Genomic DNA, 25,190 nt, shown 5'->3' with positions numbered 1-25,190 from the left:
CAACCCGCGCCCACACAGTGCCAAGCGTGACCCACGTCGTCACTCAGCCTGAACTGTCGACCCGGCACGCCGCATCGACCAGCTCGCGCAGGTGCCCGAGTGCTGCCGGCTTCTGGTCCGTGTCGGGCAGTTCCCGCTCCGCCGCGGCAAGCAACTCCTGCCGCAACCGCGTGAGAATCTCGGCCCGGTACCGCGCCGGTACGTCGTCGAGCCAGAACGATCCGAGGTTGTTGTCGACGATCTCCCGCAAATGGTCGACTACCTCCTGATGCGGCACGCGTCGCATCAGGAATTCCAAGGTCCAGTCGAACAGCCCACCCGTCGTTGTCCAGTCGACGCCCGGCTTGAACACGATGAGAGCGGCCATCACTTCCCCACAACGAAGACGCGCGGACTGAGTTGCCGATCCACGATGAATTGCTCGATCCTCGCGACCTGCCCCGGCGAGAAAGGCGACACGTCAACCGGCACCAGATCAGCTTTGTCCAGGTGTCGCTCGATCTGGTATTGGAGTTGCGGCCACTGCCGGTCGAAGAACTGCGCCGGGAAGTTGCCGACAGCATCATAGGTGCGGCCCGACTCATCCACCCAGTCCGCCGACGAGTCCGTCGGGGCTCTGCGCAACCGGACACCGAGCTCGTTTTCGATGCGGACCGCTGTCTCCGCTTCGCCCGGCCGGAAACGGCCAGTGGCCGGGTCCATGCCGAGCTCACGAACTCGTGCCTCCTCCATGGGATCCGGCTTGTGAGGCGGCGGCCCCGGCGCAACGGGCCCACCGGGCCGCCCGCCCGGTCGCAGTCTGTCGAGATGTCGCTTGAGGAGGTCGATCAGTTCGGTGAGGCGGCGTGCCTCCGGGATCAGCCGCCGGAGGCTGGCCAGCAGCCCGCGCAGCCACCGGGCGATCTTCGCCGCGAACGCGGCGACCGTGGTGACGACCTGTTCCACCACCAGAGGAGTGGCCAGGCCGAAGCTGAGCGCCTCCTCGGCCGCGTACACGATGAGGCGGGAGACGCAGAGCGCGATGGTGTCGCGGACCATGAGCCGGACGGCCGCGATCAGGCAGCCGGCACCCTCGGTGAGCGCGGCCATCGTGTCGGCGGCCCGGCCCAGGCCGACCAGCGCCCCCTGCTGCTCGGCCGCCCACGACCGGTACGCGGTGGCGGCCGCACCGCTCCACTCGGCGAGGTCCAGCCGGGCCGCCCGGGCGAGCGTCGCCGCCTCGGTACGCAGGGTGCCGGCGACGTTGCGCCAGGTCTGGGCGTGGGCGGCGATCTGCGCCGGGTCGCCGGCCAGCCAGTCGAGCGCCTCGGTCAGCGGCCGGACGTGCTCGATGAGCCAGGCGATGCCGTACTGGAGCAGGGAGCCGACCGGATCGGAGACGAGGGCCAGCGCGTCGAGCCCGGCGCCGACCACGCCGAGGCTGCCGTCGATCCAGCTGCCGTCGCGGATGCCCCGGCCGATCAGCTCGATGTCCTCGGCGATCCACACCCCGGTCCACGGGCCGGTGGTGTCGGCGGGGGCGGCGACCAGCGGGTTGCCGCTCACCGCCGGCCGCGCAGCCCGTCCAGGGCGGCCTGCGCGCGGGTGTCAGCACCCCGGTAGCGGCCGGCGGCGGTGCGGAGCCGACCGGCGGTGTCCCGCACCGAGTCGGTGGCGCCGTCGATGCCGTCGACCAGCACCCGTTGCACCTGGTCCACCAGGACCGGCACCAGCGCGCAGAGCTGCCCGTACGCGTCGCCGCCGAGCCGCACGGACCGCCCGGCCGCGGTGGCGAGGTGCAACGCGTCGGCGACGGCGTCGAGGTGACCGGCGTGCGCGTCGAGATCCTCCGGGCGGACCCGGACGCCGTCAGCGGGCGGCACCGGCGCCACCCTCGTCGGGCCGGCGCAGCCGGCGGGCGTACGACTCGACGACGGCCCGCGCAGCCGGGTCGTCCGCGCCGAGTGCCGCCTCGGTCGTCGCCACCGCCCGGCGGACCAGTTCCGCCTGCGCCGCCCGCGCGGTGGCCAGCACCTGGTCGGCGGTGCGCGCCGCGGACTGCCCGCGCACCCGCTCGTCGAGCCGCAGGTCGATCAGGGCCCCGGTGGCGTCGACGGTCGCCTCGACCGCGCCGTCGGGGCTGCGGACCGTCGCGGTGAGTGCCGCCAGTTCGCGGGTCAGTGCGGTGGTCCGCGTCGCCCGCTCGGCGAGCGTGGCCTCCCAGTCGTCGACCCGTCGTCGTGCGGCGTCCAGCGCCGCCTCGTCCGTCCACACCTCGGAGCCTCCCCGTCCCACCGGTGCGAGCCCCGGGTCACGTTACCAATCGAGGTCGATCCGTGCCGCCCCGTGACGGCCGGCAGGCGTGGCCGGCGTCGTAACGGGTACCCGGCGTCCGGGCGGCGGCCCTGGCCGCCCGGATCGGGGGTGCCGTGGAGGCCACGGTGATCGGCGTGGTGATCGTCCTCGCGCTGCTGGCGCTGCTCGGGGCGCTCAGCGTGCGGCTGGTGCAGCAGTACCAGCGCGGCATCGTCTTCCGGTTCGGCCGGGTGCTCGACCGCGTCCGGCAGCCGGGCCTGCAGTTCATCGTGCCGGTCGCCGACCGGATGGTGCGGGTGAGCATGCAGACCGTGGTGATGGGTGTGCCTCCGCAGGGCGCCATCACCCGGGACAACGTGACGCTCACCGTCGACGCGGTCGTCTACTACCGGGTGGTGGATCCGGTGAAGGCGCTGGTCAACGTGCACGACTACCCGTCGGCGGTGCTCCAGGTGGCGCAGACCGCGCTGCGCTCGGTGATCGGTAAGGCCGACCTGGACACCGTGCTCGGCGACCGGGAACGGGTCAACGCCGAGCTGAAGGCGGTCATCGACGCGCCGACCGAGAAGCCCTGGGGACTGCTGATCGAGCGGGTCGAGGTCAAGGACGTGGCGCTGCCGGAGGGGATGAAGCGGTCGATGTCCCGCCAGGCCGAGGCGGAGCGGGAACGCCGGGCCCGGGTGATCGCCGCCGACGGCGAGTACCAGGCGTCCCGCCGGCTCGCCGACGCCTCCCGGGCGATGGCGGCCACACCGGGGGCGTACCAGCTGCGCCTGTTGCAGACCGTGGTGGACGTGGCGGCGGAGAAGAACAGCACCCTGGTGATGCCGTTCCCGGTGGAGCTGCTGCGCTTCTTCGACCGGTTCAGCCGTACCACTCCGGAGCAGGGTGCGTCGGGCGTGCCGGATCTCGGGCCGGTCACCGGGACGGTCGCGGCGACCGCCGAGCCCGACGGCGGCTCACCGGCGACCTGACGGGACAGTCATATACCGGCAACGTGTATATGCTGCCGGCATGAGTGAGAGCCCGTTACGGGAACCGACCTTCCTGATCCTGACCGCGCTCGCCGAGACACCCCAGCACGGCTACGGCGTGATCGAGGACGTGCTACGCATCTCCGACGGCCGGGTGCGGCTGCGCGCCGGCACCCTCTACGCGGTGCTCGACCGGCTGCGCGCCGACGGTCTGATCGAGGTGGACCGCGAGGAGGTGGTGCAGTCCCGGCTGCGCCGCTACTACCGGCTGACCGGTCTCGGTGCCCGCCGGCTCGCCGAGGAGGCCGCCCGGCTGCGCCGTAACGCCGACGCCGCCGGTGCCCGGCTGCGCCGTGCCGGTCTGCTCGCCGAGGGTGGTGCCGCGTGAGCGAGCGGATCACCCCGCTGGAGGGCCGCTACCGCCGGTTGCTCCGCGTCTACCCGTGGGAACACCGCCGGGCGTACGAGGACGAGATGCTCGCCGTGCTGTTGGCCGGTTCCCGGCCCGGGCAGCGGCGGCCCGGTCTGCGCGACGTGGCCGACGTCCTCGTCGCGGGCCTGCGCGCCCGACTCCGGGTGACCGCGCGCGGGATGACCGACCCGGCCTGGGCGGACGGCGCGGCGGTCACCGGCCTGCTGACCGCGCTGGCGCTGTTCGGGATGAGCGCGCACGTGCTGCTCGACCAGTTCGGCCCGACCAGCGGGCTTCCGATGATGCCCGGTGGCTCGGCTCCGCGCGTCGACGCCGTCGACTGGCTGCGCGTCGCCGGCTGGGCGGCGGTGTGCGCCGCGATGCTGCTTGGGTTCCGGCGGCTGGCCGCCGGACTGGCCTGGGCGGCCGTCGTCGCCGCGGCGGTGCTGCTCCTGCCGCGCTTCCGGGACGAACCCGGCTACGTGGCCGACAACCTCTGGCAGGTCGCGCTGGCGCTGACCGTGGCGGTCGCGCTCAGCGTGCCGGTGCCGCGCCGGCGGGCCGCCGGGCTGCTCGGCGTACGCCGGCTGCTGCTCGTCGGGGCCGCGCTGGTCCTGGTCGAGACGGTGCTGCGGATCAACCGGATGACCGACCCCGGCTTCGCCACCGACAGCCCGATGACGGTGTACGGCAGCTACGGGCTGACGGCCCGGTCCGAGGCGGTGATCCTGCTCTACCAGGCCGGCCTGGCCGTCGCCGGCATCGCCCTGCTGGTCGCGGTCGCCACCCTGCCGCCGCCGGTCCGCCGGCGGATCGCGGTCTACGCCGCGCCGGTGCTCGCGCTCGTCGCGGTGGTCGACGGCACCCTCACCGGCTGGGCCACCTCCACCGCGCACATGGGGCACCCGATCCCGCTGGTGCCGGCGCAGTGGGCGGCGCTCGCCCTGGCCCCGCCGGTGGCCTTCCTCGCCGGCGTGCTGCTCGTCCGCCGCCGGGAGGAACGGCTGCGGATGCTGGCCCTCGGGCGCGCCGCCGACCGCGCCCAGCCAGCCGGCTGACCTGCTCGGCGGTCCCGGCTCAGGCCGGGGCCGCCGACTCGGCCGCCGGCTCGCCCGGCTGTTCCGGTACGGCGGGCGGCGCGGGGCGGGGCAGCGTGAACCGGAACCGCGCCCCGCCGCTGTACGTCTCGTCCAGGCTCAGGGTGCCGCCGTGGTACTCCACGATCTTCTTGCAGATCGCCAGGCCGATGCCGGTGCCCGGGTACGAGCCACGCGGGTGCAGCCGCTGGAAGATCACGAAGATCTTCTCGGCGTACCGGGGGTCGATGCCGATGCCGTTGTCCTCGACCGTGAACGACCAGCCGTCCGGCGTGTCGGCCACGGTCACCCGGACCCGGGGGTCCCGCTCCGGGCTGCGGAACTTGACAGCGTTGCCGAGCAGGTTCTGCCACAGCATGGTCAGCAGCGTCGGGTCGCCCCGCACGGTCGGCAGCGGATCGCGGGTGATCTCCGCGCCGGCCTCCTCCACCACCCCGGACAGGTTCGCCGCCGCCTGTTCGAACACCTCGGCCAGGTTTACCTCGCGCAGGTCGCTGTAGACCCGGCCGATCCGGGAGAACGCCAGCAGGTCGTTGATCAGCTCCTGCATCCGAGTGGCCCCGTCGACCGCGAAGCCGATGTACTGCCGGGCCCGGTCGTCGAGCTGGTCGCCGTAGCGTCGTTGCAGCATCTGGCAGAACGAGGCCACCTTGCGCAGCGGCTCCTGCAGGTCGTGCGAGGCGACGTAGGCGAACTGCTCCAGGTCCTCGTTGGACCGGCGCAGCTCGGCGGCCTGCTGTTCGAGGGCGTCCCGGTCGTGCTGGCCGCGCTCCAGCGCGTCCACCATCCGCTGCCGCATCGTCTCCACGTCGTCGGCGAGCCGGGCGATGTCGGCCGGCCCCTGCGGGCGCAGCCGGTGGCGGAAGTTCCCGCCGGCCACCTGCCGCACCGACTCGCCGAGCCGCTCCAACGGGCGCAGCACCGTCAGCCGTACCAGCACGGAGCTGACCACGCTGGTCAGCAGCAGCGCGGCGAGGATCGCCACGAAGGTGAGGTCCCGCAGCCCGCGGGCCCGGTCGAGGTCCGCCCGGCCGGCGTCCCGGATCTGGTCCAGCCGCGCCACCAGCCCGCTGAACTCCGCCCGCAGCGCCTCGAAGGTGTCCAGGCCGCGGGTCGCCACCGCCGCCAGCTCGGCCGGGTCGGTGCCGGCCTGCCGGCCCCGGACCAGCGGCTCGGCGACGTCGTCGTGCCACCGGACGGCGAGCGCCTCGGCGCGTTCCAGGTCGCGCAGCGCCGCCGGCTCGTCGGCCAGCAGGTCGCGCAGCCGGGCCACCGTGACGGGCTCGGCCTCGAGGTTCTGCCGGTACGCGGCGAGGTACCGGTCCTCCCCGCTGAGGGCGTACGCGAACACGGCCGCACGCTGGCTCACCAGCTCGTTGTCGAGTTCCCCGACGGCCGTCCGGGCCGGGGCGATCCGGTCGGCCAACCGGTCGGACACCGCCGCGGTGTGCGTGAGGGCGGCGGCGCCCAGACCACCGCCGAGCACGACGACGGCGGCCATGGTCAGCAACATGACACTGAGCCACCACCGGGTCGTCTTCCGGCGGCTGTCCGTCGCCGGGACCGTTCCGCTGTCGCTCACGGCCTGCACATTAACCGAGCCGGCAAGCCGGCGCGGAGGGCGGACGGCCACCGCGCCGGCTTGCCGAGGGCTGCTACCTGTGTGGACGTGTGTCCGCGATCGACCATGCCGGCACCGGGCCGCGACGCCGTCGCCCGGCCGCCCCGCGGTGACCGGCGGGCGGGCGGGCGGGCCCGGCCCGGACCGGCCGGCCGCGCGCCGGCCGACGTCCGGGGCGGCGGAAGCACCCGTTGCGCCGATGGCCCGACCCGGAGTGCCGGCCACAATGACCAGCGTGGCGCCCGTGACGACCCGCCGAGCGGGGAGGTGATCGCGTGACCGGCTGGCAGGTGTCCGGCTACACGCCGGTGCGGCAGCTCGGCGCGGGCGCGTCGGGCCGGGTGGACCTGGCCGTGCACGACGCGACCGGCACCCCGGTGGCGATCAAGTACCTCACCGGTGGCGTCGGCGACGACCCGCCGTTCCGGACCGCCTTCCGCGACGAGGCCCGGTTGCTCGCCGAGATCGACGACCCGCACGTCTCCCGCCTCTACGAATACGTCGAGTCGCCCGACGGCGCGGCGATCGTGATGGAGCTGGTCAACGGCGTGTCGCTGCGGCAGATGCTGCGCGCGCACGGCCCGACCGGGCCGGAGGCGGCGCTCTGCGTCCTCAAGGGATCGCTGGCCGGGCTCGGGGCGGCGCACGCCCGCGGTGTGGTGCACCGCGACTACAAGCCGGAGAACGTGCTGGTGACCGCCGAGGGCGCCAGCAAGCTGGCCGACTTCGGCATCGCGATGCCGATCGGCGCCGCCTCCGGCGTCTCGGTCACCGGCACGCCCCGCTACATGGCCCCGGAGCAGTGGACCGGTGCCCCGGCCAGCCCGGCCTGCGACATCTACGCGGCGACCGCGACCTTCTACGAATGCCTCACCGGGCGTCCACCGTACGACGGGCGGGACCTGCTCACCCTGCGCCAGCAGCACGCCACCGCGCCGATCCCCACCGACCCGGCCCCCGCGCCGGTGCACGACCTGCTGCGCCACGGCATGGCCAAGCAGCCGGCCGACCGGCCGCAACCCGCCCAGGCGTTCCTCGCCCTGCTCGAAGAGGTGGCGGGCCGGGCGTACGGCACGGAGTGGGAGGAGCGCGGGCTGCGCGAGCTGGCCCGCCGGGCGGCGTTGCTGGCCGCCCTCTTCCCCTTCCCGGACGGCACCGGCGGCGCCACCAGCCTGGCCAGCACCGCCCTCGGCGCGAGCACCGGCCGGTGGACCTGGCTGCGCCCCGGCCGGGCCCGTAGGTCGCTGGTCGGCGCCGGGGTGGTGGCCACCCTGCTGGTCGGCGGTGCCGGGCTCAGCTACGCCGCCCGGGACGAGCCGCTGCCCGCGGCCGGGGCGGGCACCTCGGGATCGACCACCGTGACCGGCGGCGTGGCGGCCACGCCCGGCACCGGATCGCCCACCCCGACGCCGAGCGCGACCGCCACCCCGTCGGGCGAACCGGCCACCACGACGGCGGCGCCAGAGCCCGCCACCCCCGGTGCGACGACCCGCCCGCCCACCCGGAGCCCGAGCCCGAGCGCGTCGACCAGCACCAGCCCACCGCCGCCGCCGGACACCGTCGCCCCGAAAGTGGGGCGGGTGGCGGCCAACCCGACCAGGCTCGATCCGCAGGGCTGCCCGTACGGGCCGACGTCGAGCACCGTCGCCGCGGTCGTCGCCGACGACCGTACCCCGGTCGGCTCGCTGCGGGTGCGGCTCCGTTACACCCTCGACGGCCGGTCCACCGACGTCGCCATGTCCCCGGGCCGCGACGGGACGTTCCGGGGTGCCTTCGGCGACCTGCCGCGGCCCGCGAGCGCCACCCGGATCCCGGTCCGGGTGCTCGCCACCGACCAGGCCGGCAACACCGCCGAGGGCGGACCGGTGTACGTCACCCTCGACACGTACTGCACTCCGGGCTGACCGCCCCTCGACGCCAAGCCGACCACGACGAGACAGGACGGGCCGCCGTGACCCAGCCGAACGACCCGACCGAGGCGCTGCCCACCCGTGCCGGGTACGACGACCCGCCCGGCCCGCCCGCCGCGCCGGCGCGCCCCGCCGAGCCCACCGTGCGGCTCACCCCCGAGTCCGCCCAGCGCCCGGAGCCGGTCGAGCCGACCGTCCACCTCGGCCCGCCGCCGAGGAAGCCGGGCGGTGCGGAGCCGACGGTCCACCTGGGTGTGGGGGAGTCGACGGTGCATCTGGGCGCTGCGGAGCCGACGATGCACCTGGGTGTGGGGGAGTCGACGGTGCATCTGGGCGCTGCGGAGCCGACGGTGCGTCGGGCCGAGTCGACCGGTCACCGAGCGGGTGGATGGGTTCCGCCGCCGGCGGGGGAGGCGACGGTCGACATGGGCGGGGCCGGGCCGACGGTGGGCGTGACCGGTGGCCCCGGTACGGCTGCCTGGCCGGGCACGGTGGATCCGACCCAGCCGCCCGGCGGGGCCACCACCGCCGCCGGGACCGGCACGCTCTACGGCCCGCGTACCGCCGCGGCCACGCCCGGCAGCACCGGTGTGGCCGGCGCGACGATGCCGGGAAGAACCGGCGCGACCACGCCCGGTGCGGCTGCCGTACCGGCCGGCGGCGAGGTCCGGTTCGGGCCGGGCGTCCCGACCACGCCGCCGGCCGCGCCCGGCTGGCCGGCGCCGCCGCCGCGACGCCCACGGTCGATCTGGCGGACGGTCACCTCGGTGCTGTCCACTCTGGTCACCCTGGCGCTGCTCGCCGCCGTCGGAATCTACCTGTGGCAGCGGATCAGCCCGCTGGAGATCACCGGGGTGACCGTGGCGGTTCCCGAGCCGGCCGGTGACCGGTGTGACGTCACCGTCGACGTCGTCGCGACCGTACGCACCAACGGCCGCGGCGGGGTCATCGAGTACCAGTGGCTGCGCTCCGGCAGCCCGCCGAGCAACGTGCTGACCGAGCGGGTCGGCCGGGGGCAGCGCAGCGTCGACCTGACGCTGGAGTGGACGTTCACCGGCGTCGGGAGCACCCGGCAGACGGCCACCGTCAACATCACCTCGCCGGCGCCGATGCAGGCGCAGACCGAGGTCGCGTACGACTGCCGGCCGTGACCTCCCGGCGCCGCGCCCGGGGTTTCCGGCGGATCCCCACGGGGTAGGTCGGCCCGGACGAACCGGTGCTGTGGAGGATTTCGATGCGAGACAACTTCGGTGACGCCGTGGGGGACGCCGTCCGCTCGGTGCTGCTCTTCCTGCCCAAGGCCGTCGGCTTCGTGGCCATCCTGGTGGTCGGCTGGCTCGCCGCGAAGGCGCTGCGCAAGATCGTGGACAAGGTGCTGGAGCGGGTCGGCTTCGACCGGGCCGTCGAGCGCGGCGGCATCCGCCGGGCACTGGCCCGCTCCCGGTACGACGCCAGCGACATCGTCGCCAAGCTCGTCTACTACGGCGTGCTGCTGGTGACCCTGCAACTCGCGTTCGGTATCTGGGGGCCGAACCCCATCTCGGACCTGATCGCCGGGGTGATCGCCTGGCTGCCGCGCGCCTTCGTCGCGATCGTCATCGTGGTGGTCGCCGCGGCGATCGCCAACGCGGTCAAGGACATCATCAGCGGCGCCCTCGGCGGGCTGTCGTACGGCCGGATCCTGGCCACCATCGCCTCGGTGTTCATCCTCGGCCTGGGCATCATCGCCGCGCTCAACCAGATCGGCGTGGCCACCGCGGTGACCACCCCGGTGCTGATCGCCGTGCTGGCCACCGTCGGCGGCATCCTGGTCGTCGGAGTCGGCGGCGGGCTGGTCCGGCCGATGCAGAGCCGGTGGGAGTCCTGGCTCACCCGGGCCGAGCAGGAGTCCCAGGCGATCGCGACGCACGCCCGGGCGTACCAGGCGGGCCGTCGGGACACCGCGGCCCGGCTGGCCGAGTCGGCGCCCGGCGCGGGCGCGGCCGGTGGCGACCCGGAGGCCACCCAGGTGGTGGCCGCCGCGCCCGGCCACACCGGAGCGGCCGCTGCGGCGCCGACCGACCCGGACGCCACCCAGCCCACGCCGCGGGGCGCCACCATCCCGGCGCAGCCGACCGGTGACGACGCCGAGGCCACCGTGGTCATTCCGGCGGTGGACCGCGACCGGCGCTGACCCGTCGCCGACCGCACCGGGGTGGGACCCGTCGGGTCCCACCCCGGTGCGTGTCCGGGAATGGGCGTGGCCGGCGCGGCCCGGTCCGACTACCATCGCCGCATGACCTGGCGATGTTGATGCTCCGCTAGAGGCCACTGCCGTGGGCCGCCGCGGTCGCCGTACGTCCGGCGTCCGTTTCGTCCCTCCGGGAAGGCCTCATGACTCCCATCTCCGCGCGCGTGCCCGATCCGCGTGTCCGCCGGCTGGCGGCCACCCTCTACGGGTACGCGTTCCTCGGTGAACTCGTCCTGCTCTATCCGGTGTACGCGCTGCTGTTCAGCGACACCGGCCTGTCCGTGTGGCAGATCAGCTCGCTGTTCGTGATCTGGTCGGCCAGCAGCATCCTGCTGGAAGTGCCCTCCGGCGCCTGGGCCGACGCGGTCTCCCGGCGACTGCTGCTCCGCCTCGCTCCGCTCGTCAGCGCCGCCGCGTTCGCGCTCTGGGTGATCGTCCCGTCCTATCCGGCGTTCGCCGTCGGCTTCGTGCTGTGGGGCGCCGGCGGGGCGCTCGCCTCCGGCGCGCTGGAGGCGCTGGTCTTCACCGAACTGGACCGCCTCGGCGCGGCCGGCCGGTACGCCCGGATCATCGGTCGGGCCCGGACCGCCGAGACGCTCGCCGTGCTCGCCTCGATCGTGCTGGCCGCCCCGGTGCTCGCCGTCGGCGGATACCCGGCGGTCGGCGCGGCCAGCGTGCTGGCCTGCCTGCTCGCCGCCGCCGTCGCCACCCGGTTCCCGGAACACCGCACGCCCGCCCCGACCAGCCCCGCCCCGAGCGGCGCCGCCCAGACCAACCCCGCCGCTACCGGCGCGGCCGGCGGGTCGGAGCCGGCGGAGGACGACCTCGGTTGGTGGGCCAGCCTGCGGGCCGGCCTGGCCGAGGTGCGCGCCGACCCGGCGGTCCGCTCGGCGGTGCTGCTGGTCGCCGCGGTCACCGCGGTGTGGGGCGCGCTGGAGGAGTACACCCCGCTGCTGGCCCGCGACACCGGCGTCGCCGACGAAACCGTGCCGTTGCTGCTCCTGCTGATCTGGGTCGGGGTGAGCGTCGGCGGGCTGCTCGCCCCGGCCGGGGAGCGGCTGGGCCGGCGCGGGCAGGCGGCGCTGCTGGCGCTCGCCGGCCTGGCCCTGGCCGCCGGGGCGCTGCTCGGCCGGCCGGTCGGCTTCGTGCTGGTGGGTCTGGCCTTCTGCGGCTTCCAACTGGCCAGCGTGCTGGCCGAGGCGCGGTTGCAGGCTCGGATCACCGGTCCCGGGCGGGCCACCGTCACCTCGCTGGCCGGGGTGGGCACCGACCTGACCATCATCGTGGTCTACGCCGGGTACGGGCTGGTCGCCACGGCGGCCGGCAACGGGGTGGCCTTCGCGGTGGCCGCGGCGGCGTACCCGCTGGTCGCCGTGCTGCTGGCGGTCGGCGGGCGGCGGCGAGGGGCGCCGGCGGCCGGTCGCGGCGGGCGGCGGGCGGCAGCCGGTCGTTAGCCGGCGGTGGCCTTCGCTGTCAGTCGGCGATGCCGGTGAAGGCCACCACCTGCTCCACCCGCAGCCGCACCAGCAGTTCGCCCGGCACCGCGTTGCGCCGGCCGTACCGCTCGGCGTGGTCGTCGCCGACGTAACGGGCGGCGATCCGGGTCGCCCAGGCCAGCATCTCGTCGAGGTCCTCGCTGACGGTGACCCGGCCGCGCACCGCGACGAACGCGTACGGCGGGTGCTCCTCGTCGACGGTCAGCGCGGCCCGCGGGTCGCGCCGCAGGTTGCGTCCCTTCACGCTGCTCCGCCCGGTGTTGAAGACCAGGTCGTCGCCGTCGAGCACGAACCAGACCGGCACCACGTGCGGCGAGCCGTCGGCCCGTACGGTGGCGAGCTTGCCGGTCCGCGTGCCGTGGCTGACGAACGCCCGCCACTGTTCGTCGGTCATCCTCCGCGCCATGGCGCCATTCTGGTCGATCACCACGCCCTCGTGCCCGCCCGGCCCGTCCAGCGCAGCTGGGCGCGCGGGCGGGAGGCGGTGGCGCGACCGCTGGGCGGTGCGGCGCCGGCCGGGGCTGCCGGTCCGGTGGCGGTCGGCCGACCGCCACCGGATCCGGCGGTCAGCCGCCGACGTGCAGGAAGGACCACTGGTGGCCGTCGAGATCGCGGAAGCCGCCCATGTAGAGGCCGCCCTGCTCCCGCGGTTCGCCGAGGCTCTCGGCCCCGGCTGCCACGGCCCGGCCGATCAGGTCGTCGACCTGCTCCCGGCTGTCCAGGCCGAGCCCGACGATCACCTCCCGACCGGTCGCCGTGTCCGGCACGTCGACGCCGGTGTAGCCGGCGAACGAGCTGGTGGTGTGCAGCATCAGGTGGGTCGTGTCGGTGAGGGTGAGCTGGACACTGGTGCCGTCCGGCGACAGGTCGCCGGCGTGGAACCCGAGGATCCGGAAGAACTCGGTGGAGGTGGTCAGGTCGCGTACCGGCAGGTTGATGAAGGTCGCCGTCATCGCGGGTCTCCGTCCGACTCGAGGAGCTGCTTGAGCGCGGCCAGCCGCTCCCGCCAGTACGCCTTCAGTCGCGCCGCCTGCTCCGCGTCCGCGAGCTTCTCGTGCTGCACCGCCACCCGGGACTTCGACTCGCCGGCGGGCGCGAAGCCGACCACGATCCGGGTCGACCCGTCGGCCCAGTCGGCGCGGAACGACTTCGGCGCGGTGGCCGTACGGACCCGGACGTCCTCGGGCAGCCACCGCCGGCGCAGCGCGTCGTCGGCGAACGCGTCGAAGAGCCGCCGCACCGGCACCGCGACGGTGCGGGAGCCGTTGGCGGAGAATCCGCCGCCGCGGCGCTGTCCGGGTGCCCGCAGGCCGCGCGCCTGCTCGTAGCCGACGGTGACCGTCTGCGCCCACCAGCCGGGCACCTCGTGGGTGGTGACCAGCCAGCGGGCGATCTCGGTGTGCGTCCGCCCGGTGCCGCCCCAATCGTCGAGCAGGGCGAACCACTGCGCCCAGGGGCGCCCGGTGCGTTCGCTGAGCAGCGCGTCGGAGATCCGTTCGGTCTGCTCCGCCGGTCCGGCGACGGCCGCCGCCGGCCCGGCCTGGTCGGGCACCGACGCGGCCGCCGGGCCCGTCGCCGCGGAGATCGGGGCCGCCGGGGCTGCTGAGGCCGGGGTCGTCGGCTCGGCCGGGTCTGCCGAGAGCAGGGTCGTCGCCTCTGCCGGGGCGGTCGCGGCTGCGGCGGGCTCGGCCGGGTTGGTCTGGGCGCGGGCGAGCAGCTGGCGGCGGGCGGTGGTGTAGCTCTCGCCGGTCTTGGCCATCCGGCTGCGGACCCGGGCCTTGAAGGTGTGCTGGCGTGTCATCACATGCTCCCTGTCAACGGCACGGCCGCAGGGACTCACGCTCCCGTCGACCGCGCCGGAGAAGGCATGTGGCACGGCATCCCGAGAACACCAGGTTCCCTTTGCCTCCGCGCGGCCGGCGGCGTGAGCACCGGAAAGGAGGTGAGGCGCGGGACGGCGCCGCCACCAGCATACGCCGGGCGGGCGGAGCTTCGGGAGGGACGCGCGGAAAGGGGGTTTGGTCAGGAGCCGTCCGGCTCGGCGCTCTGCTCCCAGATCGACTTCATCTCGTCGAACGCCTGCTCCATGAGCTGCACCATCGCCCGGCGGGCGCGTTCGCCGTCGTGCCGCTGGATCGCCTGGGCGACATCGGCGTGCAGTTGGAGGGCCTCGTCGCTCGGGTGGTGCGGCATCAGGTGGTGCTTGTGCCGGCCGGTGAGCACCTCGGCGATCAGGTCCTGCAACCGGACGAACATCTCGTTACCGGACGCGACCAGCACCCGCCGGTGGAATTCGATGTCGAGGCTCAGGAAGCGTTCCTCGTCGCCGGCCTTGCCGGCGGCCCACATCTTCGCCGCGAGCCCGACCAGGTCGCTCGCCTCGTCGTGGTCGGCCCGGGTGGCGGCCAGCCAGGCGGCGTGCGGCTCGACCGCGGTACGCAGCTCGGTGATCGACCGGAGCTGGGTGATCCGCCCGGCCGAGGCGAGCCGCCAGCGGATCACCTGCGGGTCGAAGACGTTCCAGTCGTCCGCCGGCCGGATCATCACTCCGACCCGGCGGCGGGTCTCGATGAACCCGATGGAGGCGAGGACGCGCAGCACCTCGCGGATCACCGAGCGGGACACCGCGTACCGGTCGACCAGCTCGTCGATGTTGAGGATCGCCCCGGGGGCCGGGTCGCCGCCGCAGATGGCCGTGCCGAGGTGGTCGAGGACGCGTGCGTGCAGCCCGGCCTCGGCAGGGGCGTTCTGGGCGGCTGCGCCCCCGGAGGAGTACCGTTCCACGCCACGGATCATATCAGTTAGATCAACCTCTTGAATAAGTCCGCTTTTTCGGCCTAGCATCCCGACGTTAAGCGGATGTAAACACCGAGGTAGCGCCCTAGTCAGGGCAGCGACCGGGGACAGAAGGAGAGACAAGCGTGCGACGTCGATCGATAATCGGCACGTCTCTGGCCGTGGTCGCCGCCATGGGCCTGTCCGCCTGTGGCGGCGGGGACGACGGCGGCAGCGGCTCGAACACCCTCCGCGTGACGCTGGTGAACCACGTCTGGACGGAGAACATCAAGAAGTCGCTGCCGGAGTTCGAGAAGCAGACCGGCCTCAAGGTCGAGGTGACCCAGCTCGGCGAGGACCAGCTGTCGGACCAGTACAACGTCAAGCTGAACGCCGGGTCCACCGACCTGGACGTGATGATGTACCGGCCGCTGCAGGAGGGGAAGCTGTTCGCCAAGAACAAGTACCTCGCCGACCTGACCGACAAGGCCAAGTCGGACAGCGCCTTCGAGTTCAGCGACTTCCAGGCCGGCCCGGTGCAGGCCACCTCGTACGAGGACAAGCTGGTCGGCGTGCCGATCATCACCGAGCAGGAGGTCCTCTACTACCGCAAGGACCTGCTGGAGAAGTCCGGCTTCACCGCCCCGCCGAAGACCCTTGACGAGCTCAAGGCGCAGGCGGCCAAGGTCGAGGCGGACAACCCGGGCGTGGCCGGCTTCGTGGCCCGTACCGGCAAGTCGGCGGCGGTCACCCAGTTCTCCAGCTTCCTCTACAGCTTCGGCGGCGACTTCGTCGACGCCAGCGGCAAGGCGTCGGTCAACACCGCGCAGGCCAAGCAGGCGTACGCCTACTACGGCGGGCTGCTGCGCGACCACGGCCCGGAGAACATCAGCACCGACATGAGCTGGTCCGAGGCGATGGCGATCTTCACCCAGGGCAAGGCGGCCTTCTACACCGAGGCCAACTCGCTGTACAAGAACGCCACCGACCCGGCCAAGTCGAAGGTCTCCGACACCGTCGGCTTCGCCACCTTCCCGGCCGGCCCGGCCGGCTCGAAGCCGTACAACGTGCCGTCCTGGGCGCTCGGTATCAACGACGAGTCGAAGAACAAGGACAACGCCTGGAAGTTCATCCAGTGGGCGGCCGGCAAGGACCAGTCGCTGGCGCAGCAGAAGGCCGGCGTCCCCGGCGCCCGCGCCTCCGTCTGGGCGAACCCGGAGGGCACCTCGACCTACCCGAAGGACCTCGCCGAGGCCACCGCGGTCAGCACCACCAACGGCGTCGGCCACGACCGTCCGCTGGTCGTGAAGGTCGCCGAGGCGCGGGAGATCGTCGGTCAGCCGATCGTCGACGCGATCACCGGCAAGGACGCGGCCGCCTCGGCGGACGCGGCGAACGAGGCGTTCCAGAAGTTCCTCGACGACGAGGCGAAGTAGTCCCACCGCGGGGTGGCGGGGCCGACCGGCTCCGCCACCCCGCACCGGGACCCTGGCCCTGAGAACCCCGGAGACCCCATGTCAGTCGTCACCACCCCGGCCACCAGATCGCCCTCGGCCCCGTCCGGGCCGTCCGAATCGGCCTGGTCGCGCTGGGCCAACGCGCACCGCAAGTGGCTCTTCGCGGCACCCGCGATGGCGTTCGTCGCCGTGCTGATCGTCTTCCCGGTGGCGTGGACCGGGTACCTGAGCCTCACCGACGCCGAGGGTTCGGTCCGCGCCGAGAGCGAGTTCATCGGCTTCCAGAACTACCTGGACGTGCTCTCCGACACCGACCGGTTCTGGCCGGCGGTGTGGCGCACCGTCCTGTTCACCGGCGTCGTGCTCCTGGTCGAGGTCGTCCTCGGCATGGCGATCGCCCTGCTGCTGTGGCGGCCGTTCCGCGGTGAGAAGTGGGTCCGGGTCGCCATCCTGCTGCCGCTGGTGGCCACCCCGGTCGCGGTCGGCATGATGTGGCGACTGATCTTCGACCCCAACATCGGCATGGCGAACCAGTTGCTGAGCTGGGTCGGGATCGGCCCGCAGCCCTGGCTCTCCGGGCAGAACTCCGCCCTGCCGACGACGATGTTCATCGACATCTGGCAGTGGACCCCGATGGTCGTGCTGATCCTGCTCGCCGGCCTGACCTCGCTCTCCGACGAGCCCCAGGAGGCGGCGCTGATCGACGGCGCCAGCACCTGGCAGCGGTTCCGGCACGTCACCCTGCCGCTGCTGATGCCGACGGTGATCGTCGCGGTCCTGCTGCGCGGCATCGACGCGCTGAAGACCTTCGACATCCTCTACGCGACCAAGGGTCGCGGCGGCGGGTCGTTCCACGAGGTGGAGACGCTCAACGTATACGCCTACGGGCTGAGCTTCGACTACAACGACTACGGCGTCTCGTCGACGGTCCTCATCATCTTCTTCCTGATCATCATCGGGGTGATGTGGGCCCTGACCTACCGCAAGAAGGGGCTGGAGCGATGAAGCCGAGCAGGCCGTTCAAGGTGTTCCGGGCGGTGGCGCTGGTCGTCGTGGTGTTCTCGCTGATCGCGCCGCTGCTCTGGATGATCCTGGCGTCGCTGAAGACCAACGTCGACATCTACGACACCGAGAAGGCGTTCTCCTTCTCGCCCACCCTGGACAACTACGGCACGGTGCTGGAGCAGGCGAACTACGTCCAGTTCATCGGCAACAGCCTCTGGGTGGCGTTCGCGGCGACCGTGCTGTCGCTGATCCTCGGCGTGCCCGCCGCGTACTCGATGAGCCGGTTCAACATGAAGAAGTCCGCGCTCGTCGTGCTGATGGCCCGGGTGATCCCCGGCGTCTCGCTGCTGGTGCCCTGGTACTACGTCTTCTCGAACCTGCAGATGGTCGGCGGCTACACCGTGCTGATCCTCAGCCACATGTTCGTCTCGCTGCCGCTGATCGTCTACATCATGATGGGCTACTTCGACGGCCTGCCCGCCGAGCTCGAAGAGGCGGCCCTGGTCGACGGGCTGACCCACATCGGCGCGTTCCGGCGGATCACCCTGCCGCTGTCGGTGCCCGGCGTCGCCACCGCGGGCATCCTGTCGTTCATCTTCTCCTGGAACAACTTCATGTTCGCCCTGGTGCTCTCCGGCGCCGACACCAAGACGCTGCCGGTGGCGATCTTCGACTTCGTCGGCTACGCCAGCATCGACTGGGGCGGTCTGATGGCGGCGGCCACGGTGGTCACCGTGCCGATCATGGTGATCGCGCTGTTCGTGCAGAAGTACATCGTCTCCGGCCTTACCGCCGGCGCCACGAAGGGCTGAGGCCATGACGACGATCGCACGGGTGGAGACCTTCCTCGTTGCGCCCCGCTGGCTCTTCGTCCGGGTCGAGACCACCGACGGGATCGTCGGCTGGGGCGAGGCCACCTGCGAGGGCCGCGCGGAGACCGTCCGCACCGCCGTCGAGCAGCTCAGCGAGCTGCTGATCGGTCAGGACGCGCTGCGCATCGAGGACCACTGGCAGGTGATGACCAAGGGCTCGTTCTACCGCGGCGGGCCGATCCTGGCCAGCGCGGTCGCCGGGCTCGACCAGGCGCTCTGGGACATCGCCGGAAAGCACTTCGGCGCGCCGGTGCACCAGCTGTTCGGCGGCCCGGTCCGGGACCGGATCCGGGTCTACGGCTGGGTCGGCGGCGACGAGCCCGCCGAGGTCCGCGACCAGATCAGCGCCGCCGTCGAGAGCGGCCTGACCGCTGTGAAGATGAACGCGTCCGGGAAGATGAGCCCGGTGGCCTCGGTCGCCGAGCTGGACGGCGTGGTCCGGCGGGTGGCCGCCGCCCGCGAGGTGCTCGGCGACGAGCGGGACGTGGCGGTCGACTTCCACGGCCGGTTCAGCCTGGCCAGCGCCCGCCGGGTCGCCCCGCTGCTGGAGGAGTTCCGGCCGTTCTTCCTGGAGGAGCCGGTGGTGCCGGAGAACTCGCACCTGATCGGCGAGTTCGTCCGCTCCACCACCACCCCGGTGTCCACCGGGGAGCGGCTCTACAACCGGCAGGAGTTCCTGCCGGTGCTCCAGGCCGGCATCGCCGTGGCCCAGCCGGACCTGTCGCACGCCGGCGGCATCACCGAGGTCCGCAAGATCGCCGCGCTGGCCGAGGTGTACGACGTGCAGCTCGCCCCGCACTGCCCGCTCGGTCCGATCGCCCTGGCCGCCTGCCTCCAGGTCGGCTTCGCCACCCCGAACTACCTGATCCAGGAACAGAGCATCGGCATCCACTACAACCTCGGCGCCGAGGTGCTCGACTACTGCCTCGACAAGACCCCGCTGACCTTCGTCGACGGGTACGTCGAGCGGCTCACGGCGCCCGGCCTCGGCATCGAGATCGACGAACACGCGGTGCGGACGGCCGACAAGCGCGGCCACGCCTGGCGCAGCCCCACCTGGCGGCACCGCGACGGCTCCTACGCGGAATGGTGATCACATGACCGTCAACCTCACCGCCGAACTCGCCGACGCCCGCATCCTCGCGGTCATCCGCGGCACCGACACCGCCGGCGCGATCGCCGCCGGCACCGCCCTGCTCGAAGAGGGCGTACGCCTCGTCGAGGTGGCGCTCACCACGCCGGACGCCCCGCGCGCCGTCGAGGCACTGCGCGCGGCGGCGCCCGCCGGCTCCCTGGTCGGCGCCGGCACGGTGCTCACCACCGCCGACGTCGCCGACGTGGTCGCCGCGGGCGCGCAGTTCGTGGTCACGCCGGCGGTGGTCGAGTCGATCGCCGAGGCGGCCCGCCGGGGCGTCCCGGTCGCCGCCGGGGCGTTCACCCCGACCGAGGCGTACACCGCGATGCGGATGGGCGCCTCGGCGATCAAGCTGTTCCCGGCCTCGGTGGGCGGACCGGCGTACCTCAAGGCGGTGCGTGACCCGTTCCCGGACATCCCGTTCGTCGCGGTCGGCGGCGTGGGCTTCGACGACGTGCCCGGCTACCTGGCCGCCGGCGCGATCGCGGTGGGCGTCGGCGGGCCGCTGGTCGGCGACGCCGCCTCCGGCGGCGACCTGGCCGCCCTGCGCGAGCGGGCCCGCACCTACCTCGCCGCGGTCCGGGAGACGGCCCGCCGATGACCGCGCCCGACCTGCTCACCTTCGGCGAGGCCATGGTGTCGCTGCGCTCGGCCGGCCCGCTCGCCGCCGGGGGGTCGCTGACCATGCACCTGGCCGGCGCCGAGTCCAACGTGGCCGTGGGGGTGGCCCGGCTGGGCCACCGGGCCGCCTGGGTCGGCCGGGTCAGCGGCGACGAGTTCGGCGAGTACACGCTGCGGCAGTTGCGCGCCGAGGGCGTCGAGGTGGCCGGCGTGAGCCGGGACGCGGACCGGCCGACCGGGCTGATGTTCCTGGAGCAGCGCACCGCCGACCTGACCCGGGTGCAGTACCACCGCGCCGGATCGGCGGGCTCCGCGCTGCGCGTCGACGACCTGCGGGCCCCACTGGCCGCCGGCGCGCGGATGCTGCACCTGACCGGGATCACCCCGGCGCTGTCCGACACCGCCCGGGAGGCCACCCGGTGGGCGGCCGAGGCCGCCGCCGAGGCGGGCATCCCGGTCTGCCTGGACGTCAACTACCGGGCCCGGCTCTGGTCCCGGGAGGGCGCCCGCGCGGTGCTCGCCCCGCTGGCCGGCCACGCCGCCATCGTCATCGCCTCCGCCGACGAGCTGGACCTCGTCGGCGAACCGGGCGCGGACGAGTCCACCGTGGCCGCCGAGCTGTTCCGCCGGGGCGTGCACACCGTCCTGGTCAAGCTGGGCGCGGACGGCGCCCGGGCGCACACCCCCGACGGGGTCCAGCACGTCGGGACGCTCACCGTGACCGCCGTCGACCCCGTCGGCGCCGGGGACGCGTTCACCGCGGGCTACCTGTCCGGCTGGTTCGACGGGCTCGACCTGGCCGGTCGACTCCGCCGCGCGGCCACCCTCGGCGCCTTCGCCGTCTCCACCAGGGGCGACTGCGAGGGGCTGCCCCGCCGCGCCGAACTGTCCCTTCTCGAGGGCCACGAGACCGGAAGCGTCCTCCGTTAGTCGCCGCCGCCACACCCCGTGCAGAAAGGCACCACCCCGTGAAGATCACCGCAGCGGACGTCATCGTCACCAGCCCGGACCGCAACTTCGTCACCCTCAAGATCACCACCGACGAGGGGATCGTCGGCCTGGGCGACGGCACGCTCAACGGGCGGGAACTGTCCGTCGCCTCGTACCTGCGCGACCACGTCGTCCCGCTGCTGATCGGCCGGGACCCGCACCGTATCGAGGACACCTGGCAGTTCCTGTACCGCTCGGCGTACTGGCGGCGCGGGCCGGTCACCATGGCGGCCATCGCCGCGGTCGACGTGGCCCTGTGGGACATCAAGGCCAAGGCCGCCGGCATGCCGCTCTACCAGCTGCTCGGCGGCGCGTCGCGCACCGGCATCATGGCGTACGGGCACGCGTCCGGCCGGGACCTGCCGGAGCTGTTCGACTCGATCCGCCGGCACCTCGACGACGGCTACCGGTCCATCCGGGTGCAGACCTCGGTGCCGGGCATCAACGCCGTCTACGGGGTGGCCGCCCAGCCCAGCGCCGACGGCAAGCGCTACGACTACGAGCCGGCGCAGCGCATCCCGCTGCCGGCCGAGGAGGACTGGGACACCCGGGCCTACCTGCGCCACCTGCCCGGCGTCTTCGAGGCGGTGCGCAACGAGTTCGGCCCGGAACTGCCGCTGCTGCACGACGGCCACCACCGGATGACCCCGATCCAGGCCGCCAAGCTCGGCAAGGCGCTGGAGCCGTACGACCTGTTCTGGCTGGAGGACTGCACCCCGGCGGAGAACCAGGAGGCGCTGCGGCTGGTCCGCCAGCACACCACCACCCCGCTGGCCATCGGCGAGGTCTTCAACACCGTCTGGGACTACCAGACCCTGATCCGCGAGCAGCTCATCGACTACGTCCGCTCGGCGGTCACCCACACCGGCGGCATCACCGCGATGCGCAAGCTGCTCGACTTCGCCGCGCAGTACCAGATCAAGTCCGGCATCCACGGCCCCACCGACATCTCGCCGGTCGGCATGGCCGCAGCCCTGCACCTGGACCTGGCCATCCACAACTTCGGCATCCAGGAGTACATGCGGCACGGCCCGCTCACCAACGAGGTGTTCCGGCAGTCGTTCACCTTCACCGACGGCTACCTGCACCCGGGCGAGCAGCCGGGCATCGGCGTGGAGCTCGACGAGACGGTCGCCGCGAAGTTCCCGTACCAGCCGGCCTACCTGCCGTTCAACCGGCTCAAGGACGGCACGGTCCATGACTGGTGAGCGGCGGCCGGCCCCGGCCGGCGCCACCCGACACGTGGTCGTGATGGGGGTGTCCGGGGCCGGCAAGACCACGGTGGCCCGGGGCATCGCCGCGCGCACCGGGCTGACCTTCGCCGAGGCCGACGAATTCCACCCGCCGGCCAACGTGGAGCGGATGCGGGCCGGCGTGCCGCTGGACGACGCCGCGCGCCAGCCCTGGCTGCGCGAGCTGGCCGCCTGGATGGCCGCCCGCGCCGCCGAGGGCGTGTCCACGGTGCTGGCCTGCTCGGCGCTGCGGCGGTCCTACCGCGACGTGCTCCGGCAGGGCCCGCCGCAGGTGGAGTTCGTGCACCTGGACGGGCCGGCCGAGGTGATCCGGGAACGGCTGTCCCAGCGGGCCGGGCACTACATGCCGGCCAGCCTGCTGGAGTCGCAGCTGGCCACCCTGGAGCAGCCGGACCCGGACGAGTCGGTGCTGGTGCTCGACGTGTCGCTGACGCCGGAGGAACTGGTCGAGGCGGCGGTCGGCAAGCTCGGCCTGCCCCGGCTCGCCGAGTGACCCGCCCGCGTCAGTCGGGCAGCGCGTCGAGGTAGACCCCTTTCTGGCTCACCGCCGGGCCGGCCTCCGGCCGGGCGGCACCAACTCCCGGAAGCGGCATCGGCCGGCCCGGCGGCCGGTCCGGTGCGGCGACCGGGTCAGCCGGTCGTCCGGCGGGCGCCGCGCCGGGTGCCGTACGACTCCATCGTCGCCTTCCGGGTCGCCGTCTTCTTCGCCGGCGCCGTCGTCGTCGCGCGGGACCGGCTCGCCGCGGCCTTCTTCGCCGGCGCCTTCTTCGCCGCCGCCTTGGTGCCGGGCGCCTTCGCCGGCGCCGTCGTGCCGGGCGCCCTGGTGGCCGTCGCCGACACCCGCGGCCGCCGGGTGGGGGCGGCCGTGGCCGAGGTGTCCTTCTTCTGTGCGGCGCGGGCCGTGGTCGGCGTGGGTTTCCCGCCCGGTGTCTTGGCCGCGCTCGTCCCGGTCGCCCGCTTCGTGGCCGCCGCGACCTTCTTCGCCGTCGCCTTCCGGTTCAGCGGGCCCCCGTGGGGCCCGCCGGTCGCCCTGCTGGTACCACCGGTGGATCTGGCCGCCATCGTCCCTCCTCGCGGATCCGCCCTGCCCGCCGTCGATGGCGGGACGGGTGCTGACCGGCCGGCGCGGGCCGACGGCCCGCCCGGCGCGACGGTCTTCCCGAGGCCCCGGCCGCCAAACGCCGTCCGGCGCTCGGGCGTCCGGCCCACCAGGACGGTACGCCCGGACCTTCCACCGACAGTGATCGGCGCCTACGTTCCCGCATCGTGGCTGGCGGCCGGGCCCGATTGGACCAGGAAACGGGACACGGATCGGCTCTGCCGGAGAGCCAATCCGGCCGACAGGGTGGGGGATGACCGTCGACCCGACCGGAAGGACCGGAACACCCATCATGACGACGACCGCCGACATGTGGTTCGACCCGCGCTGCCCGTGGGCCTGGAATGCCTCCCGCTGGCTGCTGGAGGTGGAGCGGGTCCGGGCGGTCACCGTCCGGTTCCACGTGCTGAGCCTGTCCGTGCTCAACGAGGGCCGCGACGGGCTGGAGGAGTGGTACCAGGAGTGGCTCAAGCCGGGGATGGGCCCGGTGCGGGTCGCCGTCGCCGCCGAGCAGAAGTACGGCAACGAGGTGCTGCGCGACCTCTACACGGCGCTGGGTAACCGGATCCACCACGAGCGCGCGCCGATCGGGCCGGAGCTGTACCGGGCGGCGCTGGCGGAGGTGGGGCTGGCCGTCGACCTCGCCGACGCGGCGGAGTCCACCGACCACGACGAGGCGCTGCTGGCCAGCCACCACGCCGGTCTGGAGCCGGTCGGTGAGGACCTCGGCACCCCGACCATCCACGTCACCGCCGAGGGCCGGCGGACCGCCTTCTTCGGCCCGGTGGTCGCGCCGATTCCGCGGAACGAGGCGGCCGGCCGGCTCTGGGACGGGGTTCTCGCGTGCGCCAACACCGACGGGTTCTTCGAGCTCAAGCGGGCCCGTACCCGTCCGCCGATCGAGCGCTGACCCACCCGGCCGGGGCGCCGCTCGCGGGTCCGGCGACCGGGGCGGGTATCCCCGAGAGGTCTGATACCTGAGAGTCATCATGATGACTCTCAGGTATCACCGCCGGAACCAGGCGGCACTCGCCGGTGACACCGGCGAGCCGGCAAGGGGTGCGGCGCGCCAGGCGGTTGACGACACGACGTCGGGGATGGCGGGGCCACCCGGGCGGCGTCGAAGGACGGGCGCAGCACGTCGTTCATGCCGGCCACCACGGTGGCCAGGTCCGGCGCCAGATCGAGCGCGACCGGCAGCTGCTCGGCCCGGATCCGGGCGGCGGTGCGGCCCCGGACGGCCAGGTTCGCGTACTCCAGCCCACCCCGACCACGCCGGCGGGGCCGCCGAGCTGGCCCGCCGCACGGGCGCCCCCGGCGCTCTATTTCACCCGGTCCGGGTGGCGAATACGACGACGTTGTCGATGTAGTTCCCGCTGCCCTCGTCGAACCGACCGCCGCAGGTGACCAGGCGCAGCCCGGCAGCCGGGTTCGGGCCGTAGACGAGTTCGGCGGGGAACCGGTCCTTCGGGTACGCCGCCACACCGTCCACGGTGAACGTCACCACGCCGGCGTCGGCGCGGGTGACGCGTACCGCGTGGCCGCGGCGCAGCCGGCCCAGGTCGAAGAAGACGGCCGGGCCGGTGGGGGAGTCCACGTGCCCGACGATCACCGCGTTGCCGGTCTCGCCGGGGCTGACGCCGAGGGAGTACCAGCCGGCCAGGCCGGGCCGGTCCAGGGGCGGCACCTCCAGTACCCCGGCCGCGTCGGCCGCGACGGGCACCACCTCCGCGCGTACGCCGATGGCCGGGACCTCGACCCGGACGGGGTCGGCGCGGGGCAGCGGCGGCAGGCTGGGCACGGGCCGGGTGCTGACCGGCGCGTCGGCGGCGTCCGGCTGCGGCGGTCGGGTCGGCGCGGCGGTCAGCCCGGACGCGATCAGCCCGAGCCCGGCCGTGCCGAGCAGGCCCACCGCCGCGACGGCCGTACCCGGCCTGCGCCACCACAC

Annotated in this window: 27 protein-coding genes and 1 pseudogene; 16 read left to right on the top strand and 12 right to left on the bottom strand. The window is 73.7% G+C overall.

The genetic code is table 11. The annotated features are described in order from the left end of the window. Window positions 1-43: 43 nt before the first annotated feature. From FHX32_RS16435 to FHX32_RS16420, 4 genes are read right to left on the bottom strand one after another with little or no spacing between them, the layout of a single operon-like run. The gene (locus FHX32_RS16435) at window positions 44-367 is read right to left on the bottom strand and encodes a hypothetical protein (protein WP_167183510.1); all 324 of its coding nucleotides are present in this window, start codon (window positions 365-367) and stop codon (window positions 44-46) included. Continuing rightward, window positions 367-1,545, bottom strand: a complete 1,179-nt coding sequence (locus FHX32_RS16430) for a WXG100-like domain-containing protein (RefSeq protein ID WP_167183507.1) — start codon at window positions 1,543-1,545, stop codon at window positions 367-369. The genes FHX32_RS16435 and FHX32_RS16430 overlap by 1 nt, the downstream gene beginning before the upstream one ends. Next, entirely contained in the window at window positions 1,542-1,862 is a 321-nt protein-coding gene (locus tag FHX32_RS16425) for a type VII secretion target (RefSeq protein ID WP_167183505.1), read from the bottom strand. The genes FHX32_RS16430 and FHX32_RS16425 overlap by 4 nt, the downstream gene beginning before the upstream one ends. Then, window positions 1,849-2,253: a YbaB/EbfC family nucleoid-associated protein gene (locus FHX32_RS16420; RefSeq protein WP_167183503.1), complete on the bottom strand. Its 405-nt coding sequence runs from the start codon at window positions 2,251-2,253 to the stop codon at window positions 1,849-1,851. Before FHX32_RS16420 ends, FHX32_RS16425 begins: the two co-directional genes overlap by 14 nt. Window positions 2,254-2,408: 155 nt before the next feature. Between FHX32_RS16420 and FHX32_RS16415 the strand changes: the two are divergent. The 3 genes and pseudogenes from FHX32_RS16415 (at window position 2,409) to FHX32_RS16405 (ending at window position 4,739) form a co-directional block, all read left to right on the top strand. Continuing rightward, window positions 2,409-3,313 (top strand): annotated as a pseudogene (locus FHX32_RS16415) (SPFH domain-containing protein). Continuing rightward, on the top strand, window positions 3,310-3,657 hold the full coding sequence (locus FHX32_RS16410; protein WP_167183499.1) for a PadR family transcriptional regulator: 348 nt from the start codon (window positions 3,310-3,312) through the stop codon (window positions 3,655-3,657). The pseudogene FHX32_RS16415 and the gene FHX32_RS16410 overlap by 4 nt, the downstream one beginning before the upstream one ends. Further along, a complete protein-coding gene (locus tag FHX32_RS16405) occupies window positions 3,654-4,739 on the top strand; it encodes a hypothetical protein (RefSeq protein WP_167183497.1) in 1,086 nt (361 codons plus the stop codon). Before FHX32_RS16410 ends, FHX32_RS16405 begins: the two co-directional genes overlap by 4 nt. A 19-nt stretch (window positions 4,740-4,758) precedes the next feature. Here FHX32_RS16405 and FHX32_RS16400 read toward each other — a convergent pair whose 3' ends face one another. Beyond that, window positions 4,759-6,360 (bottom strand): ATP-binding protein, encoded by a 1,602-nt coding sequence (locus FHX32_RS16400; protein ID WP_208418820.1) that lies wholly within the window; start codon window positions 6,358-6,360, stop codon window positions 4,759-4,761. 314 nt (window positions 6,361-6,674) lie between these two features. Between FHX32_RS16400 and FHX32_RS16395 the strand changes: the two genes are divergently transcribed. From FHX32_RS16395 to FHX32_RS16380, 4 genes are all read left to right on the top strand, one after another. After that, a complete protein-coding gene (locus tag FHX32_RS16395; protein WP_167183495.1) occupies window positions 6,675-8,303 on the top strand; it encodes a protein kinase domain-containing protein in 1,629 nt (542 codons plus the stop codon). Between the two features lie 47 nt (window positions 8,304-8,350). Beyond that, complete coding sequence (locus FHX32_RS16390) at window positions 8,351-9,460, top strand: hypothetical protein (protein ID WP_167183493.1); 1,110 nt, start codon at window positions 8,351-8,353, stop codon at window positions 9,458-9,460. A gap of 83 nt (window positions 9,461-9,543) precedes the next feature. Then, a complete protein-coding gene (locus FHX32_RS16385) occupies window positions 9,544-10,482 on the top strand; it encodes a mechanosensitive ion channel family protein (protein ID WP_167183489.1) in 939 nt (312 codons plus the stop codon). A 200-nt stretch (window positions 10,483-10,682) separates the two neighbouring features. Beyond that, window positions 10,683-11,993 (top strand): MFS transporter, encoded by a 1,311-nt coding sequence (locus FHX32_RS16380; protein ID WP_167183487.1) that lies wholly within the window; start codon window positions 10,683-10,685, stop codon window positions 11,991-11,993. A gap of 19 nt (window positions 11,994-12,012) precedes the next feature. Here FHX32_RS16380 and FHX32_RS16375 read toward each other — a convergent pair whose 3' ends face one another. From FHX32_RS16375 to FHX32_RS16360, 4 genes are all read right to left on the bottom strand, one after another. After that, complete coding sequence (locus FHX32_RS16375; protein ID WP_167183484.1) at window positions 12,013-12,441, bottom strand: PPOX class F420-dependent oxidoreductase; 429 nt, start codon at window positions 12,439-12,441, stop codon at window positions 12,013-12,015. A gap of 160 nt (window positions 12,442-12,601) precedes the next feature. Continuing rightward, window positions 12,602-12,988 carry a VOC family protein gene (locus FHX32_RS16370; RefSeq protein WP_167183481.1) on the bottom strand — a complete coding sequence of 129 codons (387 nt, stop codon included), beginning with the start codon at window positions 12,986-12,988 and terminating at the stop codon, window positions 12,602-12,604. Beyond that, window positions 12,985-13,836, bottom strand: a complete 852-nt coding sequence (locus tag FHX32_RS16365) for a DUF4287 domain-containing protein (protein ID WP_208418819.1) — start codon at window positions 13,834-13,836, stop codon at window positions 12,985-12,987. Before FHX32_RS16365 ends, FHX32_RS16370 begins: the two co-directional genes overlap by 4 nt. Before the next feature lie 221 nt (window positions 13,837-14,057). Further along, window positions 14,058-14,819 (bottom strand): FadR/GntR family transcriptional regulator, encoded by a 762-nt coding sequence (locus FHX32_RS16360; protein WP_486481132.1) that lies wholly within the window; start codon window positions 14,817-14,819, stop codon window positions 14,058-14,060. Between the two features lie 137 nt (window positions 14,820-14,956). Between FHX32_RS16360 and FHX32_RS16355 the strand changes: the two genes are divergently transcribed. The 8 genes from FHX32_RS16355 (at window position 14,957) to FHX32_RS16320 (ending at window position 22,636) form a co-directional block, all read left to right on the top strand. Then, window positions 14,957-16,246, top strand: coding sequence for an ABC transporter substrate-binding protein (locus FHX32_RS16355; protein ID WP_486481131.1), 1,290 nt, complete (start codon window positions 14,957-14,959; stop codon window positions 16,244-16,246). 78 nt (window positions 16,247-16,324) lie between these two features. Then, the gene (locus FHX32_RS16350) at window positions 16,325-17,272 is read left to right on the top strand and encodes a carbohydrate ABC transporter permease (protein ID WP_208418818.1); all 948 of its coding nucleotides are present in this window, start codon (window positions 16,325-16,327) and stop codon (window positions 17,270-17,272) included. Beyond that, window positions 17,269-18,084, top strand: coding sequence for a carbohydrate ABC transporter permease (locus FHX32_RS16345; protein WP_167183474.1), 816 nt, complete (start codon window positions 17,269-17,271; stop codon window positions 18,082-18,084). The genes FHX32_RS16350 and FHX32_RS16345 overlap by 4 nt, the downstream gene beginning before the upstream one ends. Before the next feature lie 4 nt (window positions 18,085-18,088). Continuing rightward, a complete protein-coding gene (gene dgoD / locus FHX32_RS16340; RefSeq protein WP_167183471.1) occupies window positions 18,089-19,237 on the top strand; it encodes a galactonate dehydratase in 1,149 nt (382 codons plus the stop codon). A gap of 4 nt (window positions 19,238-19,241) precedes the next feature. Further along, on the top strand, window positions 19,242-19,880 hold the full coding sequence (locus tag FHX32_RS16335; RefSeq protein WP_167183468.1) for a bifunctional 4-hydroxy-2-oxoglutarate aldolase/2-dehydro-3-deoxy-phosphogluconate aldolase: 639 nt from the start codon (window positions 19,242-19,244) through the stop codon (window positions 19,878-19,880). Then, complete coding sequence (locus FHX32_RS16330) at window positions 19,877-20,830, top strand: sugar kinase (protein WP_167183465.1); 954 nt, start codon at window positions 19,877-19,879, stop codon at window positions 20,828-20,830. Before FHX32_RS16335 ends, FHX32_RS16330 begins: the two co-directional genes overlap by 4 nt. Continuing rightward, window positions 20,758-22,098, top strand: coding sequence for a D-mannonate dehydratase ManD (gene manD, locus FHX32_RS16325; RefSeq protein ID WP_486481233.1), 1,341 nt, complete (start codon window positions 20,758-20,760; stop codon window positions 22,096-22,098). The genes FHX32_RS16330 and manD overlap by 73 nt, the downstream gene beginning before the upstream one ends. Further along, window positions 22,088-22,636: a gluconokinase gene (locus FHX32_RS16320; protein WP_167183459.1), complete on the top strand. Its 549-nt coding sequence runs from the start codon at window positions 22,088-22,090 to the stop codon at window positions 22,634-22,636. Before manD ends, FHX32_RS16320 begins: the two co-directional genes overlap by 11 nt. Before the next feature lie 137 nt (window positions 22,637-22,773). On the opposite strand, the gene FHX32_RS16315 is transcribed toward FHX32_RS16320, so the two are convergent. Next, window positions 22,774-23,205: a histone gene (locus FHX32_RS16315; RefSeq protein ID WP_167183456.1), complete on the bottom strand. Its 432-nt coding sequence runs from the start codon at window positions 23,203-23,205 to the stop codon at window positions 22,774-22,776. A 329-nt stretch (window positions 23,206-23,534) separates the two neighbouring features. Here FHX32_RS16315 and FHX32_RS16310 point away from each other — a divergent pair, with 329 nt between their 5' ends. After that, window positions 23,535-24,152: a DsbA family protein gene (locus tag FHX32_RS16310; protein WP_167183453.1), complete on the top strand. Its 618-nt coding sequence runs from the start codon at window positions 23,535-23,537 to the stop codon at window positions 24,150-24,152. 89 nt (window positions 24,153-24,241) lie between these two features. Here FHX32_RS16310 and FHX32_RS35130 read toward each other — a convergent pair whose 3' ends face one another. Continuing rightward, window positions 24,242-24,568, bottom strand: a complete 327-nt coding sequence (locus tag FHX32_RS35130) for a GDSL-type esterase/lipase family protein (protein ID WP_486481232.1) — start codon at window positions 24,566-24,568, stop codon at window positions 24,242-24,244. Between the two features lies 1 nt (window position 24,569). Continuing rightward, window positions 24,570-25,190, bottom strand: a complete 621-nt coding sequence (locus tag FHX32_RS16300) for a class F sortase (protein ID WP_167183450.1) — start codon at window positions 25,188-25,190, stop codon at window positions 24,570-24,572.

This window comes from Micromonospora sp. CNZ280 (genome assembly GCF_011759515.1).
Note: the sequence above shows the minus strand (reverse complement) of the source record. Positions and strands in the feature narration are given on the sequence as shown.